Here is a 17,259-nt window from a genome sequence, read left to right on the forward strand (position 1 = left end):
TGGACCCGTGAGCGAGACCCCCGAGGATGCACGACACGAGTGGACCGAGCTCGCCGAGCAGGCGAGTGCGGCCCAGTTCGCCTACCACGTCAAGGACGCGCCGACGATCAGCGACGGCGAGTACGACCGGATCATCCACCGGCTGCAGGAGATCGAGGAGGCCCATCCCTCGCTGCGCACCCCGGACTCACCGACCCAGCAGGTGGGCGGCGGGGTCTTCTCCACCAACTTCACCGCCGTGGACCACCTGGAGCGGATGCTCAGCCTCGACAACGCCTTCGAGGGTGATGATCTGGTCGGCTGGGCGCAGCGCGTGGAGAGCGAGGTCAGCGGCTTCCACTACCTGTGCGAGCTGAAGATCGACGGCGTCGCGATCAACTTGCTCTACGAAGGGGGGCGGCTCACCCGCGCACTGACGCGCGGCGACGGCCGCACCGGCGAGGACGTGACCCTCAACGTCCGCACCATCGAGGGGATCCCCACCCGGCTCGACGACAGCGAGCACCCCGTGCCCGACCTCGTCGAGGTCCGCGGTGAGGTCTTCTTCCGGCTCGAGGACTTCGCGGAGCTCAACGCCGGTCTCGTGGAGGCGGGGAAGGCCCCCTTCGCCAACCCGCGCAACTCCGCCGCGGGATCCCTGCGGCAGAAGGACCCCCGGGTCACCGCCCGGCGCTCGCTGCACATGCTCGTCCACGGCACGGGCCGGCGGGAGGGCTTCGACATCGAGAGCCAGAGCCACGCCTACGAGCTGATGCGGGCCTGGGGGTTGCCGACCTCACCGCACTACCGGGTCCTCGACTCGATGACGAAGGTGCGCCGCTTCATCACCGAGGTGGAGAAGCAGCGCCACGACTACGAGCACGAGATCGACGGCGTGGTCGTCAAGGTCGACGAGATCGCCGTGCAGCGCCGCCTCGGGAGCACCGCCCGCGCCCCCCGCTGGGCCATCGCGTGGAAGTTCCCGCCGGAGGAGGTCAACACGAGGCTCCTCGACATCCAGGTCAACGTCGGGCGCACCGGGCGGGTGACCCCCTTCGGCGTCATGGAGCCGGTGACGGTCGCCGGCTCGACGGTGTCCCTCGCGACGCTGCACAACGCCCACGAGGTGAGGCGCAAGGGGGTGCTCATCGGCGACACCGTCGTGCTGCGCAAGGCGGGTGACGTCATCCCCGAGATCCTCGGTCCGGTCGCGGAGCTGCGTGACGGCACCGAGCGGGAGTTCGTCATGCCGACGCACTGCCCCTCGTGCGGCACGGAGCTCGGCCAGCAGAAGGAGGGGGACAAGGACATCCGCTGCCCCAACTCCCGCACCTGCCCGAGCCAGCTGCGCGAACGACTCTCCTCGCTCGCCGGCCGCGGTGCCTTCGACATCGAGGTCCTCGGGTGGGAGGGGGTCGTCGGGCTGCTCGACGCCGGCGTCATCACCGACGAGTCGACGCTCTTCTCGCTCACGGCCGAGGACGTCTTCCGGGTGCCGCTCTACCGGCGTCGGGTGAAGAAGTCCGACCCGCCGGAGGTGGTCCACGACGGGCAGGTGCTCTCCGAGAACGGCCGCAAGCTCCTCGAGCACCTGCAGTCGGCCAAGGAGCAGCCACTGTGGCGGGTGCTCGTCGCCCTGTCCATCCGGCACGTCGGTCCGACCGCGGCACGAGCGCTGGCCCAGCACTTCGGGTCGATGCGGGCGGTCCGCGAGGCCACCGAGGAGGAGCTCGCCGACGTCGAGGGCGTCGGTCCGACGATCGCCGCCTCGGTCCGGGACTGGTTCGAGGGCGAGGGGAGCGACTGGCACCGGCAGATCATCGACCGGTGGGCCGCCGACGGCGTGCGCATGGAGGACGAACGGGACGAGTCGATCGCCCTGACCCTCGAGGGGGTCACCGTCGTCGTCACCGGGTCCCTCGAGCGCTGGTCCCGCGACTCCGCGAAGGAGGCGATCCTCGAGCGTGGTGGCAAGGCGTCCGGCTCGGTGAGCAAGAAGACCGACTGGGTCGTGGTCGGTGACAACGCCGGCTCGAAGGAGGCGAAGGCCCGCGAGCTCGGGCGCCCGATCCTCACCGAGGACCAGTTCGACGAGCTGCTCGCCACCGGGGCCGTGGCCGGCTTCGGCGAGGACGAGGCGTGAGCGGCGTCGACCTGGCCACGGGCCAGTGGTACGTCGAGACGGCGCTGGTGCGACTGCTCGCGAAGGCCGACGAGCTCGTGGAGGCCGCGGGGGAGCAGGCCCTCTCACGCCCGCCGGAGGTGGAGGGCGCCAACAGCGTCTTCGCGCTCGTCACCCACTGCTGCGGGGTGATGGAGCACTGGGGCGGCGAGGTCATCGCCGCGCGGGAGGTCAACCGGGACCGCGCCGCGGAGTTCACCGCCACCGGGACGATCGCCTCGCTCGAGGAGCGGGTGGCTGCACAGTTGCGTCGATGGCGGGCGGACATGGCGGACTTCGACGCGGGGGAGGAGCCGCGGGGGCCGGTCGAGCGATACGAGGGGGAGCCGGAGGTGATCACGCAGGGCTTCGTCCTGCTGCACGTCATCGAGGAGCTGTACCAGCACCTCGGTCACGTCGACCTGACCGTCGACCTCGTCCTGGGACGCTGACCCCCGGGACTCGACTACCGTTCGGGTGTGAGCACCGAGAGCACCACCCCCGAGCCCGACCAGCCGACCTTCGCCGACCTCGGGCTCGATGACCGGGTCGTGCGGGCCCTGAAGGACATCGGCTACGAGCGGCCCTCGCCGATCCAGGCCGCGACGATCCCCGCGCTGCTCGAGGGCCGTCACGTCGTCGGGCTCGCGCAGACCGGCACCGGCAAGACCGCTGCCTTCGCGCTGCCGATCCTCAGCCGACTCGACCTGCGGCAGAAGGCTCCCCAGGCGCTCATCCTCGCCCCGACCCGCGAGCTGGCCCTGCAGGTCTGCGAGGCGATCGAGAGCTACTCGGCGCGGATGCCGAGCGTGCGGGTGCTGCCCGTCTACGGCGGCCAGGGATACGGCGTGCAGCTGAGCGCACTGCGTCGCGGCGTCCACGTCGTCGTCGGCACGCCGGGGCGGATCATGGACCACCTCGACAAGGGGACCCTCGACCTGTCCCAGCTGCGCTTCCTCGTGCTCGACGAGGCCGACGAGATGCTCAAGATGGGCTTCGCCGAGGACGTCGAGACGATCCTCTCGGCGACCCCTGACGAGAAGCACGTCGCCCTCTTCTCCGCGACGATGCCCGCGCAGATCCGGCGGATCTCCTCGAAGTACCTCACCGACCCCCTCGAGATCACCGTCGAGCGCACGACCAGGACCGCGCCGAACATCACGCAGCGGTACCTCTTCGTCTCCTACCCGCGGAAGGTGGAGGCGCTCACCCGGATCCTCGAGGTGGAGAACTTCGAGGCGATGATCGTCTTCGTCCGCACGAAGAACGAGACCGAGATGCTCGCCGAACGACTGCGCGCCCGCGGCTTCTCCGCGGCCGCCATCAACGGCGACGTCGCCCAGGCCCAGCGCGAGCGGACCATCTCCCAGCTGCGCTCCGGCAGGCTCGACATCCTCGTCGCGACCGACGTCGCCGCCCGGGGCCTCGACGTCGAGCGGATCAGCCACGTCGTCAACTACGACATCCCCACCGACACCGAGTCCTACGTCCACCGCATCGGACGCACCGGCCGTGCGGGCCGCTCCGGGGACGCGATCTCCTTCGTCACCCCGCGCGAGAAGCGCCTGCTCAAGGCGATCGAGAAGGCGACGCGCACCAAGCTCGCCGAGATGCCGATGCCGAGCGCCGAGGACATCAACGCCAGTCGCCTGGGGAAGCTCGACGAGCGCATCACCGAGGCGCTCGCCTCCTCGGACCTGCAGACCTTCCGCGACGTCATCGGCCACTACGTGCGCGAGTACGACGTGCCCGAGGGCGACGTCGCCGCGGCCCTGGCGATCGTCCTGCAGGGTGATGAGCCGATGCTCCTGGACCCCGACCCGGTGGAGCCCCCGCGGCGGGACCGGGGTGAGCGCCGTCGCCGGGACGAAGGGGGTCGGCGGGGTGATCGCGGCGCCTCGGGGCGGTTCGCGACATACCGGATCGCCGTGGGGCGCCGGCACAAGGTCCAGCCGCGCCAGATCGTGGGTGCCCTGGCCAACGAGGGTGGTCTGCACCGGCAGGACTTCGGCAACATCGACATCCGCGGCGACCACTCGCTCGTGGAGCTGCCCGCGACGTTGCCGCCGGGGACGGCCGAGAGGCTGCGGCGGACTCGGATCTCCGGCCAGCTCATCGAGCTGCGGGAGGACCGGGGCAAGCGTCCCGACAAGAAGCCACACCGCAAGGGCCGGCGCCCCTGAGGCCCGGTGCAGGTCGGGGTTGGCCCGGTGGGAGGGCGCGCAGCGCTTCGCCTAGGGTGTGAGGAATTCCCCGACCATTGATTGAGTGATCGAGCAATGACGCATATCGAGACCCGGGTCGAGGCCACGGGCAAGGACGAGCCCGATTATGCCGGAAGGAAGTTCGGCGCCGGTGCCGTGGCCAGGCAGAGTCACCGACGCTTCGTTGGTGGGCACTGGGAACGGATCGGACGGCTGCAACGGGACTTCCTGGTGCAGCAGGGTCTGGAGCCGGGGCAGCGGTTCCTGGACGTCGGCTGCGGGAGCCTGCGGGCCGGGCGCCACCTCGTCGAGCACCTGGAGCCGGGCAACTACCACGGCATCGACGTCAACGCCGACCTCGTCGCCGCCGGCTACGACCACGAGCTGACCGACGAGCAGCGGGAGCGGCTGCCCGTCGCGAACCTGCGGAGCACGGACCGCTTCGACGCGGACTTCGGCGTCGAATTCGACATGGCGATCGCGCAGTCGGTCTTCACCCACATCTCCCTGAACCACGTCCGGCTGTGCCTGGCACGGGTCGCTCAGGTGATGCGATCGGGTGGGCGCTTCTTCATCACCTTCAACGAGCAGCCGGAGGACTTCCCCGTCGACGGCATCCCCGAGCGTGGCCACTACACCGAGCGCAATGTCTTCTGGTACTACCGCGAGGACATCCGCTGGGCGGCCAGCTTCAGCCCGTGGTCCTTCCGGTACCTCGGCGACTGGGGCCACCCCCGCGACCAGCGCATGATCGAGCTGACGCGCACCTGACCACGCCCCGATGACAGCGCTCGGCCCGGTGACCGAAGGGTCACCGGGCCGAGGTCGCCGTGGGGTGTCTGCGTCGATCAGCCGAGCGCCTTGACCGCGGCGTCGTAGTCCGGCTCCTGGGTGATCTCGGGGACGAGCTGGGAGTGGATGACCTTGCCCCCTTCGTCGTAGACGACGACCGAGCGCGCGAGCAGGCCCTCCATGGGGCCGTCGGTCATGGTCACGCCGTAGTCCTCACCGAAGGAGGAGCGGAAGGCCGAGCCGACCTTGGCGTTCTCGATGCCCTCGGCGCCGCAGAAGCGGGCCTGCGCGAAGGGCAGGTCGTTCGAGACGTTGATGACGGTGGTGTTCTCCAGGCCGGCGGCCAGCTCGTTGAACTTGCGCACGCTCGCCGCGCACACGCCGGTGTCGATGCTCGGGAAGACGTTGAGCACGACGCGTCCGGACACGTCGCCGGAGGTCAGCGCGGCCAGGCCGTCGCCGACGAGGTCGAACGCCGGAGCGTCGGAGCCGGTGGCCGGGAGGTTGCCGGCGGTGTTGACGGTGTCGCCCTTGAATGCAGTGGTAGCCATGGCACATGCCTACACCCCACGGCGAAGAGAGTCACCCCCGGCCCGGGGTGTGGTCTCAGGAGACGAGGGCGTTGATGCCGAACCCGAGGGGGACGAGGACGATCGCGGAACCACCCAGGCAGGCCATGGCCATGGCCCCCTTCGCCTCGCCGTCGAGGGTCTCGCGCCAGCCGGAGCGCTTCATGATGACCGAGACCGGCTCGTTGATCTCGGCCGTGGAGAAGGTGTAGTCCACCCGCTTCTTGAAGCCGTCCAGCCCCAGCCCGTACTCGACGCGGCGGGTGAAGCTCCACTGCCGGCCGGACTTCACGGCGAGCTGGGCCCCGAGACGGGTCAGCCCGGCCCGCACCTCGAGGTGGCGGGACTCGTCGTTGCGGCGCACGACCCCCCTTCGCCCGGTCGGGGTGAAGCGCGCGACGAAGGTGTCGCGGAGCAGGTGCGTCGTCGCCACGTGCTGCCAGCGGGCGTCGGCGAGGTCGGCGTGGACGAGGATCGACCGACCATTGCTCCGGACGACGTAGGGGGTGTCGGCGAAGGCCTCGGCGAGCGCCGGCGCCAACCACTCGAAGGGCCATGGGTTCGCGCGATCGGTCTGTGGCGGAAGGGGGGAGCGCGGCGGCTCCACGACCTCGTGCCCGCCCTCGCCGACGATGGCCGGGTCGGACTCCCCGCGGAAGCCGATGAGACCCCAGATCGTCGCGGCGACGGCGATGCCCCACACGATCGCCCAAAAGAGGGCCGGCCACGGCTGTCCGTCCATCCAGAAGAGGAGGGCGCCACCGACGAGGGCTGCCGAGAAGGCGAGGACGGCCCCGAGGAAGATCAGCGTCTTCTGGCCGCGACTCATCATGCGGGCAGCGCTCCCGGTCCGGGCACGTTGGCCCCGTGGCCGTCGGTGCGCAGTCGGTCGCGGAGACGCTCCGCGGCGTGATCGAAGCGCTCGTCGGGCACGTCCTGCATGGTCGCGTGCGGATCGAAGTCCTCGGCGGAGTAGGCCGGCCAGGTGTGGATGTGCAGGTGGGGCACGAGGAAGCCCTCGAGCAGCATCCCGATGCGAGGCGCCGCCCACTCCGCCTGCTGGGCCCGACCGATGATCATCGCGACGCGCTGCAGGTGGGCCCAGGTCTCCTCGTCGGTGTCGGTCCACTGCTCGATCTCATCGCGCGGGACGACCATCGCGTGCCCGTCGGTGAGGGGCTCGATGGTCAGGAAGGCCACGCAGGTCTCGTCGGACCACACGAACCGGCCGGGGATCTCGCCGTTGATGATCTTCGTGAAGATGCTCGCCATGCACTCCAGCCTAGGGTGGAGGCATGTCCGAGCGACTGACCGTGGCCGGGGTCCAGCTCACCGCGACGAGCGACCCGGTGGAGAACCTGCGTCGGATTGCCGACGGCACCCGTGAGGCCGCGACCCGCGGCGCGCGGCTCGTCGTCCATCCGGAGGCGGCGATGGCCAGCTTCGCCGGCCGACTCGACACGATCGCCGAGCCCCTCGACGGGAGGTTCGCCGACGGTGTGCGCGCGCTGGCGGAGGAGCAGGGGGTGACCCTCGTCGTCGGCATGTTCACGCCGGCCGACGAGATCACCACCGCGGACGGCAGGACGCGCCACCGGGTGCACAACACGCTGCTCGTCACCGGCGGCGGGGTCGAGGAGACGAGCTACCGCAAGATCCACCTCTACGACGCCTTCAACTCCGTCGAGTCCGAGACGGTCGCCCCGGGGGAGCAGGTCGTCACCGTCGACCTCGACGGCTGGCGGGTGGGGCTGGCCACCTGCTACGACGTGCGATTCGGTAACCACTTCACCGCACTCGGGCGCCGGGGGACCGAGCTCGTCGTGCTCCCCGCCTCGTGGGGGGACGGCCCCGGCAAGGCGGACCAGTGGGACCTGCTCACCCGGGCGCGGGCCCACGACGCCCAGGCCTGGCTGCTGGCCGTCGGGCAGTCCTGGACGAAGGACTCCACGAAGGGTCCCTACGGCATCGGCCGCAGCCTGCTCGCCGACCCCGGTGGGGGCCTGCGCAGCCAGCTCGGTGGTGCCGACGGCGTCCTCGTCGCGGACATCGACCGTGAGTTCGTGCGCCGGACTCGGGAGATCGTCCCGGTACTGTAGCGCTCGCCGGCCGCGAAGTTACTTGCGGGTACGACGACACGCTCAGGCCAGAAGCTCCCACTGCCGCCGACAGTCCGGGGCTGAATGCATCACGCCCTAGCCAGCGTGTCGTCGTACTCGCGAGTCACGAAGGGCCACCGTGCGCCGGACTATGTGCCGCACCCACTCCTGATGATTCATCACCCGGTCCCAGCTGAATCGCAGCACCAGCCATCCCTCCGCGACCAGTCGGTCATACCGGATGCAGTCCTTCTCAAGTGCTTCCCGGTTACCGTGCCACTCGAAGGAGTCGGCCTCCAGCACGAGGCACAGCTCCTCGTCGGCCAGGTCCACCCGGCCGATCCGTCCGCCGTCGTCGGAGATGCTCACCTGGGGCCGGGCGCACAGCCCCGGGGTGTCGGACACGATCCAGCGCAGGACCGACTCGAAGGGGTTGGCCGCTTCGCCCGATGCCATCTCGACAAGGCGGGTGACTCGCACGCGGTGCTGGCGGGGGAGTGCTGCAGCAGCGAGACCGAGTTCGTCCCGGTCCACCCTCCCCTCCCGGAGCGCGGAGTCCAGGACCGCGAGCCCTTCGTCGGCGGGCAGGAGCACGGCGCAGTCCATGGCGGTGCGGACCCGGTCGGTCACCCACCCGTCATCGCGATCACGATTGGTCACGGCACGCCACCGCACGTCGATGGCGCGTCTGGTCCTCGCGGGGACCTTGCGGCCGCGAGGGACGGCCACCTGCGGCCGTGTCGGCACCCACTTCGTGGCCCAGCCCCAGTGCGCTGCCGCGCTGAGCAGAATCGCCGTGCCCGACACCTCGAGCGCGGCGTGGTGCCCGGCCTCGGCCACCTCGCGGGGGGAGATGCGGTCCTCGGACCAGGGCCGGGCCGGCAGCCGGTACCGCCCTCGGGCCGGTCGCTCCACGGACCCGGCCGCGACCGCGCGGCGAAGCGCGCCCTCCGGGACCCGCGCCAGCAATTCGGCCCGGGTGGCTGCTCCACCGAGCTCGGCCAGAACTTCCTCCACCTGCATGGCGATCATCCTCGCGCGGGTAACGCTCCCCGTGCTCGGGGTTGTCCACAGGCCTGATGACCCGCGGGTACGACGACACGCTCGCGGTACGGGGATCCCGATTGCCCATGATGGCGAGGGGTTCAACGTCCCGAGATGCCGAGCGTGTCGTCGTACCCGCAAGTAACCAGAGCGGAGGGTCGACCGGGCCAATGCTGTGGCGGTCGACCGGGACGCGCACCAACCGCCGGGGTAGTGGCCGGGAGGCGGCGGTTCGGGCGGGCCGCGCGCCGGAACATAGACTGTCCGGCATGGCAGACCTCTCCCGTGACGACGTGGCCCATCTGGCCTCGTTGGCCCGTATCGACCTCTCCGACGCCGAGCTCGACACGATGGTCGGCGAGCTCGACGTCATCCTCTCCTCGGTCGCCCAGGTGCAGCAGGCACCCGTCGACGGGGTCGAACCGATGAGTCACCCCATGCCCATCGTCAACGTCACCCGTCCCGACGAGGTGCGCCCCTCGCTCACTCCGGACGAGGCGCTCGCCGCCGCACCCGAGTCCGAGCTGCAGCGCTTCTCGGTGCCGCGCATCCTCTCCGAAGACTGAGCGAAGGAACCCCACCTTGAGTGACCCCACCCGCATGACCGCCGCCGCGCTCGCCGACGCGCTCGCGGCAGGCGACCTCTCCGCCGAGGACGTCACCCACGCCCACCTCGAGCGCATCCGGGACGTCGACGAGCAGGTCGGCGCCTACCTGCACGTCGCCGAGGAGTCGGCGCTGGCCGAGGCGCGTGCCGTCGACGAGCGCCGGGCGAAGGGGGAGACCCTCCACCGCCTCGCCGGTGTCCCCATCGCCGTCAAGGACGTCATGACGAGCACCGGCATGCCGACGACCGCCGGCTCGAAGATGCTGGAGGGCTGGGTCCCGCCCTACGACTCGACCGTCGTCACCCGCCTCAAGGCGGCCGGCATGCCGATCCTCGGCAAGACGAACATGGACGAGTTCGCGATGGGCTCCTCCACCGAGCACTCCGCCTTCGGCCCGACCCGCAACCCGTGGGACCTGGACCGCATCCCCGGCGGCTCCGGCGGTGGCTCGAGCGCCGCCGTCGCGTCCTGGCAGGCGCCCCTGGCCACCGGCACCGACACCGGCGGCTCGATCCGCCAGCCGGCCGCCGTCACCGGCTCCGTCGGGGTCAAGCCGACCTACGGCGGGGTCTCGCGCCACGGTCTCATCGCGATGGCCTCCAGCCTGGACCAGGCGGGGCCGTGCGCACGGACCGTCCTGGACACGGCGCTGCTGCACGAGGCGATGGCGGGGCACGACCCCTTCGACTCCACCTCGATCGACCAGCCGGTCCCGGACGTCGTGGGCGCGGCCGAGCGCGGGGACGTCGCCGGGATGCGGATCGGCATCGTGCGGGAGCTGACGGGGGAGGGCTTCGCGCCGCAGGTCCAGGCCCGCTTCGACGAGGCCGTGGCCCACCTCGTGGACGCCGGCGCCGAGGTCGTCGAGGTCTCCTGCCCGAACTTCGTGCACGCCCTCGGGGCCTACTACCTGATCATGCCGAGCGAGGCGAGCAGCAACCTCGCCCGCTTCGACGCGATGCGGTACGGCCTGCGCGTGGGCCCGGACGGGGTGGACGCGCCGAGCGCCGAGCAGGTCATGGCCGCCAGCCGGGACGCCGGCTTCGGCGAGGAGGTCAAGCGCCGGATCATCCTCGGCACCTACGCCCTCTCCTCCGGGTACTACGACGCCTACTACGGCACGGCCCAGAAGGTGCGTCGCCTCATCGCCGACGACTTCGCCGCCGCCTTCGGATCCGCGGACGTGCTCATCAGCCCGACCGCGCCCACCACGGCCTTCCCCCTCGGGGAGCGCACCACGGACCCGATGGCCATGTACCGCGGCGACATCGCGACGATCCCGGCCAATCTCGCCGGCGTGCCCGGCATGTCCCTGCCGAGCGGCCTGGCGGAGGACGGACTGCCGGCGGGCTTCCAGATCCTCGCGCCGGCCATGGCCGACGACCGTCTCTACACCGTCGGCGCCGCCCTCGAGGCGCGCCTCGTCTCCGCCTGGGGTGGCCACCTGCTGCAGCAGGCCCCGGAGCTGGCGATCACGAAGGGAGCCTGACCCATGGCGAGCACCACCACCGAGGACGTCCTCTCCTACGACGAGGCCCTCGCCACCTTCGACCCGGTGATGGGTCTGGAGGTGCACGTCGAGCTCGGCACCGCGACGAAGATGTTCTGCGGCTGCGCCACCACCTTCGGCGCGGACCCGAACACCCACGTCTGCCCGGTCTGCCTCGGGCTGCCCGGGGCGCTGCCCGTGGTCAACGCGACGGGCGTCGAGTCGGCCGTGCGCATCGGCCTGGCGCTGAACTGCTCGATCGCGTCCTGGTGCCGCTTCGCCCGGAAGAACTACTTCTACCCGGACATGCCGAAGAACTTCCAGACGAGCCAGTACGACGAGCCGATCGCCTTCGACGGTTACCTCGACGTGCAGGTCCCGGCCGCCTCGGGCGAAGGGAGCGAGACCTTCCGCGTGGAGATCGAGCGCGCCCACATGGAGGAGGACACCGGGAAGTCGTTGCACGTGGGCGGCTCGACCGGTCGCATCCAGGGCGCCGACTACTCCCTCGTCGACTTCAACCGGGCCGGCATCCCGCTCATCGAGATCGTCACCAAGCCGATCGTCGGTGCGGGGGAGCGCGCCCCCGAGGTCGCCCGCGCCTACGTCTCCGCGCTGCGGGACCTGCTGCGTGCCCTCGACGTCTCCGACGTGAAGATGGAGCAGGGCTCGATGCGCTGCGACGTCAACCTCTCCCTCCGCACGAAGGAGGGGGAGGCGAGCAGCCCGGAGCAGCTGGCGGTGCCCATGGGCACCCGGACGGAGACGAAGAACGTCAACTCCCTCCGCTCCGTGGAGCGGGCGGTGCGCTTCGAGGTCTGCCGCCACGCCGCGGTGCTCAGCGGTGGCGGGTCGATCCTGCAGGAGACGCGCCACTGGCACGAGGACACCGGCATGACGACCTCCGGCAGGCCGAAGTCCGATGCCGAGGACTACCGCTACTTCCCGGAGCCGGACCTCGTGCCGATCGCGCCGAGCGCGGAGTGGGTCGAGCAGCTGCGCGCCACCCTGCCCGAGCCGCCGGCCGAGCGCCGCGCCCGGCTGCAGGAGGCCTGGGGCTACTCCGACCTGGAGATGCGCGACGTCATCAACGCGGGTGCGCTCGACCTCATCGAGGAGACGGTGGCCGCCGGCGCCAAGCCGCAGTCCGCCCGCAAGTGGTGGCTGGGCGAGCCCTCCCGCCGCGCCAACGATGCCGGGGCCGACCTCGTCGGGTACGCCGAGGAGGCCGGCCTGACCCCGGCCCACGTCGCGGAGCTGGAGTCGATGGTCGTGGCCGGCCGGCTCAACGACAAGATGGCCCGGCAGGTGCTCGAGGGCGTCCTCGACGGCGAGGGCGCGCCCACTGCGGTCGCCGACGCCCGCGGGCTGGAGCTGGTCCAGGACGACGGGGCGCTCGAGGCGGCCGTCGACACGGTCATCGAGGGCAACCCCGACATCGCCGAGAAGATCCGCGGCGGCAAGGTGCAGGCCGCCGGTGCGCTCATCGGCCAGGTGATGAAGGAGATGAAGGGCCAGGCGGACGCGGGCAAGGCGCGCGCACTGATCCTCGACAAGCTCGGCGTCGAGGGCTGAGAGCGGGTCGATCCCGGACCGAGGCGCGGATATGGTCGGGCCATGGTCACCGTCTCGTTGCCCGATCAGTCCTGGCTCGACGCCGTCGGTGAGGTCGACGGCGTCACGACCCTCGTGTGGGATCCGGCGGAGCCGCCGCCGGAGGAGGACGTCGAGGTCTTCGTCGCGCCGTACATGGCCAAGCCGGAGCAGATCGAGCCGGTGAAGGACAAACCGTCCGTGCGCCTGGTCCAGCTCCTCTCCGCAGGTGTCGATGCGGCCCTGCCCGTGGTCCCCGAGGACGTGGCGCTGGCGAACGCCCACGGCGTGCACGACGCCGCAACGGCCGAGCTGGGGGTGGCGCTCGTGCTCGCCTCGCAGCGCGGCTTCGACGAGTTCGCCACCGCCCAGCCGAAGGGGGCGTGGCTCCCCCGGAAGTTCCGCCCCGGACTGGCGGACAAGCGGGTGCTCATCCTCGGGTACGGCTCGGTGGGGTCCGCGGTGGCCAGGCGGCTGGCCCCCTTCGAGGTGGAGGTCACGGCGGTCGCCTCCCGGGCCCGGGCCGGCGACGACCTCGTCGAGCAGGTCCACGGCGTGGACGAGCTCACCGACCTCCTGCCCGAGCAGGACATCGTCATCTCGGTGCTGCCCGGCACGGCCGCGACGAAGGGGGTCCTCGGCGCGGAGGTCCTCGCCGCGCTGCACGACGACGCGCTCGTGGTCAACATCGGCCGCGGCCCGGCGCTGGACACCGATGCCGCCCTCGCCGAGGCCGGTCGGTTGCGCTTCGCCCTGGATGTCACCGACCCCGAGCCGCTGCCGGCGGACCACCCGTTGTGGACGGCGCCCGGGGTGATCATCAGCCCGCACACCGGTGGGGTGACCGATGCCTTCCGGCCCCGGATGGTGGCCCTGCTGCGCGAGCAGTTCGCCCGCCTCGCCGCTGGCAAGGACCCGCTGCACGTCCACCCCCGGGGCTGACCCGCTCGGCAGGGGGTGGCAATTCGGTGTGGCGCGGGCCACACTCGAAACATGACGATGTCAGCCGAGGATCGGACCCTGGTCCTGCTCCGTCACGCGAGGGCCGCCCCGGGGCGCGCCGGGCAGGACGACCGCGAGCGGCCCCTCTCCGAGCGTGGCCGCGACGACGCCCAGCAGCTCGGCCGCTGGCTCCGCGAGCAGGGGCTCGGCTGCGACGAGGTGATGTGCTCGCCGTCGCTGCGGACCCGGGAGACCATGGAGGAGGTCGCGGCGGCAGGCTGCGCGGAGGCCGAGATCGACATCGTCCACCAGCTCTACGACGCCACCCCGGAGGACGTCCTCGCCGCAGCCCGGACCGCCTCGCCCGATGCCACGGTCCTCGCCGTCGTCGGGCACGCCCCCGGCCTGCCGGCCGCCGCGAGCCTGCTGGCCGACGGCAACGGCACCGAGTGGGCGCACGAGGCCTTCGGGCGGGGCTTCCCTCCCGGCGGGGTCGCGGTGCTGCGCTTCTCCGGCCACTGGGGTGACCTGGCCTTCGGCGCCGCGGACCTGACCGAGTTCTGGTCACCGGAGCCGGACCGCGCCTGACGTCCCGACCGCCCGCCCACGGACACGAACGCGGCACCCCCGACACACCGCAGGGTATTTGCTATAGTAAACTGCGGAAGTCCACGGGAAGGGATTCCCGGCCACGAGAAGCAGGGGGAGACGCCATGACCGACCAGACCGTGCACCAGCGCAGCAGCACCGACCCGAAGAACGTCCCGACACCCTTCTGGTGGGGGCTCGGCTTCGGGGTGCTGGCCTTCGTGGTCCACATCAGCAGCAGCTCGTCGCGTCGGGTCAACGGGGTGCTGACGGAGTGCTCGTACACGGACTACTTCGCCTTCATTGCCGCGGCGGCCTGCGTGGGCTTCGGGGTCGTCGGCCTCGTGAAGGGTCTCCGGGCGTCGAGGGATCGCTCCGTCCACCCGGTCGTGCTCCTGGCGCTCGCGCTGGTCCTCGCGATCCTGGCGGTCGTCCACGTCCTGCGCGGCATCGGGATGATCGGCGGCCCCTGCTAGGGGCGAGCGCCAATCCCGCATGATGGACGCGGTTGTCTCAAACGTTGACACAAGGGTGGGCGAGGGGGAGAGTGTGAGCCGTGGCCCACCTCCTCGTACTTCCCCGGCGCGCTGCCTGAGGCGACCCCGTCGCACGACGCAGCGCGCGCCCTTCTGTCCACCGTCGGACCGGAGGGTTTTTTCATGACCGGGGCAGGCGAGGACACCAGGAGGCATCGATGGCACGGCGAACCGAAGGACTGACGGTGACTGACAGGATCAGCGGCACCCCGAACCCGGCGGAGCTTGCCCGTCGGATGGAGGCTTCCAGGCCGAGCACCCGGGAGGTGACCGGTGCGCAGAGCCTCGTCCTCGCCCTGGAGCACGTCGGTGCCGAGGTCGTCTTCGGCATCCCGGGGGGCACGATCCTTCCGGCCTACGACCCGCTGATGGACTCGACCAGGGTCCGCCACGTCCTCGTCCGCCACGAGCAGGGCGCGGGGCACGCCGCCGAGGGCTACGCCTCGGCCACCGGCAAGGTCGGGGTCTGCATGGCCACCTCCGGCCCGGGCGCGACCAACCTCGTCACGGCGATCGCCGACGCCCACATGGACTCGGTCCCGATGGTCGCCATCACCGGGCAGGTGGCCTCACCCGCCATCGGGTCGGACGCCTTCCAGGAGGCCGACATCCGTGGCATCACGATGCCGGTGACCAAGCACAACTACCTCGTGACGAACCCCGACGACATCCCGCGGGTCGTCGCAGAGGCCTTCCACATCGCGAGCACCGGCCGGCCCGGCCCCGTGCTCGTCGACATCGCCAAGGACGCCCAGCAGGCGAAGACGACCTTCTCCTGGCCGCCGCAGGTGGACCTGCCCGGCTACCACCCGGTGACCCGCCCGCACGCGAAGCAGATCCGCGAGGCCGTCCGGCTGATCGCCGAGAGCCACCAGCCGGTCCTCTACGTCGGTGGCGGCATCATCCGCGCGGGCGCCAGCCAGGAGCTGATGCGTCTGGCCGAGCTGACCGGCATCCCCGTGGTCACCACGCTCATGGCCCGCGGGGCCTTCCCCGACGACCACCGGCTGCACCTGGGCATGCCCGGCATGCACGGGTCCGTCGCGGCGGTGACCTCGCTGCAGCGCAGTGACCTGCTCATCGCGCTGGGGACGCGTTTCGATGACCGGGTGACCGGTCAGCTCTCCTCCTTCGCCCCGCACGCGAAGGTGATCCACGCCGACATCGACCCGGCCGAGATCTCCAAGAACCGCGTGGCGGACGTGCCGATCGTCGGCGATGCCCGGGCGATCATCAGTGAGCTGCTGCAGGCGATCGAGACCGGCACGGGGGACGCCGCCCGGGTCCGGCCGGAGCGCTTCACCTCGTGGGCGGGCGAGACCGCCTCCTGGCGGGAGAGCTACCCGGTCGGCTACACCGCGCCGAGCGAGTCGGCACTCATGCCCCAGGAGGTCATCCGCCGGATCGGTGAGATCGCGGGGCCCGAGGCCGTGTACGCGGCCGGCGTCGGCCAGCACCAGATGTGGGCGGCGCAGTTCATCGACTACCAGCGCCCGCAGAGCTGGCTGAACTCCGGCGGCGCCGGGACCATGGGTTACGCGGTCCCCGCCGCCATGGGGGCGAAGGTGGGCCAGCCGGACCGGGTCGTGTGGGCCATCGACGGCGACGGGTGCTTCCAGATGACCAACCAGGAGCTCGCGACCTGCGTCATCAACGACATCCCGATCAAGGTCGCGGTCATCAACAACTCCAGCCTCGGCATGGTCCGGCAGTGGCAGACGCTCTTCTACAACGAGCGCTTCTCCAACACCGACCTGCACACCTCCGTCGGCAGCCGGGTCCCGGACTTCGTCAAGCTCGCCGAGGCCTACGGCTGCGCCGGCCTGCGGTGCGAGCGTCCGGAGGACCTGGACGCGACCATCAAGGAGGCCATGGAGATCAACGACCGGCCCGTCGTCATCGACTTCGTCGTCGAGCGCGACGCCATGGTCTGGCCGATGGTCCCCGCCGGGGTGAGCAACGACGCCATCCAGATCGCCCGCGACGTGGCTCCGGAGTGGGACCGCGAGGACTCCGACGCCCTCGAGCAGGACAGCGACGCCGACCAGGACGGGAAGTGACCACAGTGACCAAGCACACCCTCTCGGTCCTCGTCGAGAACAAGCCGGGCGTCCTCGCCCGGATCTCCTCCCTCTTCTCCCGGCGCGGCTTCAACATCGACAGCCTCGCCGTGGGGGAGACCGAGCACGCCGAGATCTCCCGGATGACGGTCGTCGTGGACGTCGACACGCTGCCCCTGGAACAGGTGACCAAGCAGCTGAACAAGCTGGTCGAGGTCATCAAGGTCGTCGAGCTGGACCCGCTCGCCTCGGTCAACAGCCAGGTCGTCCTGGTCAAGGTCCGCAGCGAGGCCGCCAACCGCAGCGGAGTGCTGGAGACGGCGCAGATGTTCAAGGCGAAGATCGTCGACACCACCGCCGACGCGATGACGCTGCAGGTCTACGGCAACTCCGACAAGATCGCCGCGATGCTCGAGATCCTCGAGCCCTACGGCATCAAGGAGCTCGTCCAGTCCGGCGTCGTGGCCATCGGCCGCGGACCGCGCTCCATCACCGACCGGTCCAGACACTGACCCACGTCGACACCGCGTCGCCCGGGCGCGAGACGATGCCACCGGGTGAGAACCACAACAGCCGAGCACACAAGGAGAAGAGC

General features: G+C 71.0%; 17 protein-coding genes. 13 read left to right on the forward strand and 4 right to left on the reverse strand.

Annotated elements, in window-relative coordinates:
- Window positions 1-7 precede the first annotated feature (7 nt).
- The 4 genes from ligA (at window position 8) to JCO01S_RS02405 (ending at window position 5,115) form a co-directional block, all read left to right on the forward strand.
- Entirely contained in the window at window positions 8-2,122 is a 2,115-nt protein-coding gene (gene ligA / locus JCO01S_RS02390) for an NAD-dependent DNA ligase LigA (protein WP_245634307.1), read from the forward strand.
- Window positions 2,119-2,592, forward strand: coding sequence for a mycothiol transferase (locus JCO01S_RS02395; RefSeq protein WP_068250122.1), 474 nt, complete (start codon window positions 2,119-2,121; stop codon window positions 2,590-2,592). Before ligA ends, JCO01S_RS02395 begins: the two co-directional genes overlap by 4 nt.
- Before the next feature lie 27 nt (window positions 2,593-2,619).
- A complete protein-coding gene (locus tag JCO01S_RS02400) occupies window positions 2,620-4,323 on the forward strand; it encodes a DEAD/DEAH box helicase (protein ID WP_068250124.1) in 1,704 nt (567 codons plus the stop codon).
- A gap of 96 nt (window positions 4,324-4,419) precedes the next feature.
- Window positions 4,420-5,115, forward strand: coding sequence for a class I SAM-dependent methyltransferase (locus tag JCO01S_RS02405; RefSeq protein ID WP_068250126.1), 696 nt, complete (start codon window positions 4,420-4,422; stop codon window positions 5,113-5,115).
- Between the two features lie 77 nt (window positions 5,116-5,192).
- Here the strand turns inward: JCO01S_RS02405 and tpx are convergent, their stop codons facing one another.
- Genes tpx through JCO01S_RS02420 form a run of 3 tightly spaced genes read right to left on the reverse strand, consistent with a single transcriptional unit; the run spans window position 5,193 to window position 6,977 of the window.
- Window positions 5,193-5,687, reverse strand: a complete 495-nt coding sequence (tpx, locus tag JCO01S_RS02410; protein WP_068250130.1) for a thiol peroxidase — start codon at window positions 5,685-5,687, stop codon at window positions 5,193-5,195.
- Between the two features lie 55 nt (window positions 5,688-5,742).
- On the reverse strand, window positions 5,743-6,537 hold the full coding sequence (locus JCO01S_RS02415; RefSeq protein WP_068250133.1) for a hypothetical protein: 795 nt from the start codon (window positions 6,535-6,537) through the stop codon (window positions 5,743-5,745).
- The gene (locus JCO01S_RS02420; RefSeq protein WP_068250136.1) at window positions 6,534-6,977 is read right to left on the reverse strand and encodes an HIT family protein; all 444 of its coding nucleotides are present in this window, start codon (window positions 6,975-6,977) and stop codon (window positions 6,534-6,536) included. Before JCO01S_RS02420 ends, JCO01S_RS02415 begins: the two co-directional genes overlap by 4 nt.
- 23 nt (window positions 6,978-7,000) lie before the next feature.
- Between JCO01S_RS02420 and JCO01S_RS02425 the strand changes: the two genes are divergently transcribed.
- The gene (locus tag JCO01S_RS02425) at window positions 7,001-7,804 is read left to right on the forward strand and encodes a carbon-nitrogen hydrolase family protein (protein WP_174521057.1); all 804 of its coding nucleotides are present in this window, start codon (window positions 7,001-7,003) and stop codon (window positions 7,802-7,804) included.
- 96 nt (window positions 7,805-7,900) lie between these two features.
- On the opposite strand, the gene JCO01S_RS02430 is transcribed toward JCO01S_RS02425, so the two are convergent.
- The gene (locus JCO01S_RS02430) at window positions 7,901-8,836 is read right to left on the reverse strand and encodes a type IV toxin-antitoxin system AbiEi family antitoxin domain-containing protein (protein WP_068250139.1); all 936 of its coding nucleotides are present in this window, start codon (window positions 8,834-8,836) and stop codon (window positions 7,901-7,903) included.
- A 281-nt stretch (window positions 8,837-9,117) separates the two neighbouring features.
- Here JCO01S_RS02430 and gatC point away from each other — a divergent pair, with 281 nt between their 5' ends.
- From gatC to ilvN, 8 genes are all read left to right on the forward strand, one after another.
- A complete protein-coding gene (gene gatC / locus JCO01S_RS02435) occupies window positions 9,118-9,414 on the forward strand; it encodes an Asp-tRNA(Asn)/Glu-tRNA(Gln) amidotransferase subunit GatC (protein ID WP_068250141.1) in 297 nt (98 codons plus the stop codon).
- A 16-nt stretch (window positions 9,415-9,430) separates the two neighbouring features.
- Window positions 9,431-10,945 (forward strand): Asp-tRNA(Asn)/Glu-tRNA(Gln) amidotransferase subunit GatA, encoded by a 1,515-nt coding sequence (gene gatA, locus JCO01S_RS02440; protein ID WP_084342561.1) that lies wholly within the window; start codon window positions 9,431-9,433, stop codon window positions 10,943-10,945.
- Window positions 10,946-10,948: 3 nt separating this feature from the next.
- A complete protein-coding gene (gene gatB, locus JCO01S_RS02445; protein WP_068250146.1) occupies window positions 10,949-12,520 on the forward strand; it encodes an Asp-tRNA(Asn)/Glu-tRNA(Gln) amidotransferase subunit GatB in 1,572 nt (523 codons plus the stop codon).
- Between the two features lie 42 nt (window positions 12,521-12,562).
- Complete coding sequence (locus JCO01S_RS02450) at window positions 12,563-13,480, forward strand: 2-hydroxyacid dehydrogenase (protein ID WP_068250148.1); 918 nt, start codon at window positions 12,563-12,565, stop codon at window positions 13,478-13,480.
- 51 nt (window positions 13,481-13,531) lie between these two features.
- A complete protein-coding gene (locus JCO01S_RS02455) occupies window positions 13,532-14,068 on the forward strand; it encodes a SixA phosphatase family protein (protein WP_068250150.1) in 537 nt (178 codons plus the stop codon).
- Window positions 14,069-14,193: 125 nt separating this feature from the next.
- Complete coding sequence (locus JCO01S_RS02460; protein ID WP_068250153.1) at window positions 14,194-14,544, forward strand: hypothetical protein; 351 nt, start codon at window positions 14,194-14,196, stop codon at window positions 14,542-14,544.
- A gap of 296 nt (window positions 14,545-14,840) precedes the next feature.
- Complete coding sequence (locus JCO01S_RS02465) at window positions 14,841-16,664, forward strand: acetolactate synthase large subunit (protein ID WP_068250333.1); 1,824 nt, start codon at window positions 14,841-14,843, stop codon at window positions 16,662-16,664.
- Between the two features lie 5 nt (window positions 16,665-16,669).
- A complete protein-coding gene (gene ilvN / locus JCO01S_RS02470) occupies window positions 16,670-17,176 on the forward strand; it encodes an acetolactate synthase small subunit (protein ID WP_068250329.1) in 507 nt (168 codons plus the stop codon).
- Window positions 17,177-17,259: the final 83 nt, after the last annotated feature.

The organism is Janibacter corallicola NBRC 107790, from assembly GCF_001570965.1.
Classification (GTDB): Bacteria; Actinomycetota; Actinomycetes; order Actinomycetales; family Dermatophilaceae; genus Janibacter; species Janibacter corallicola.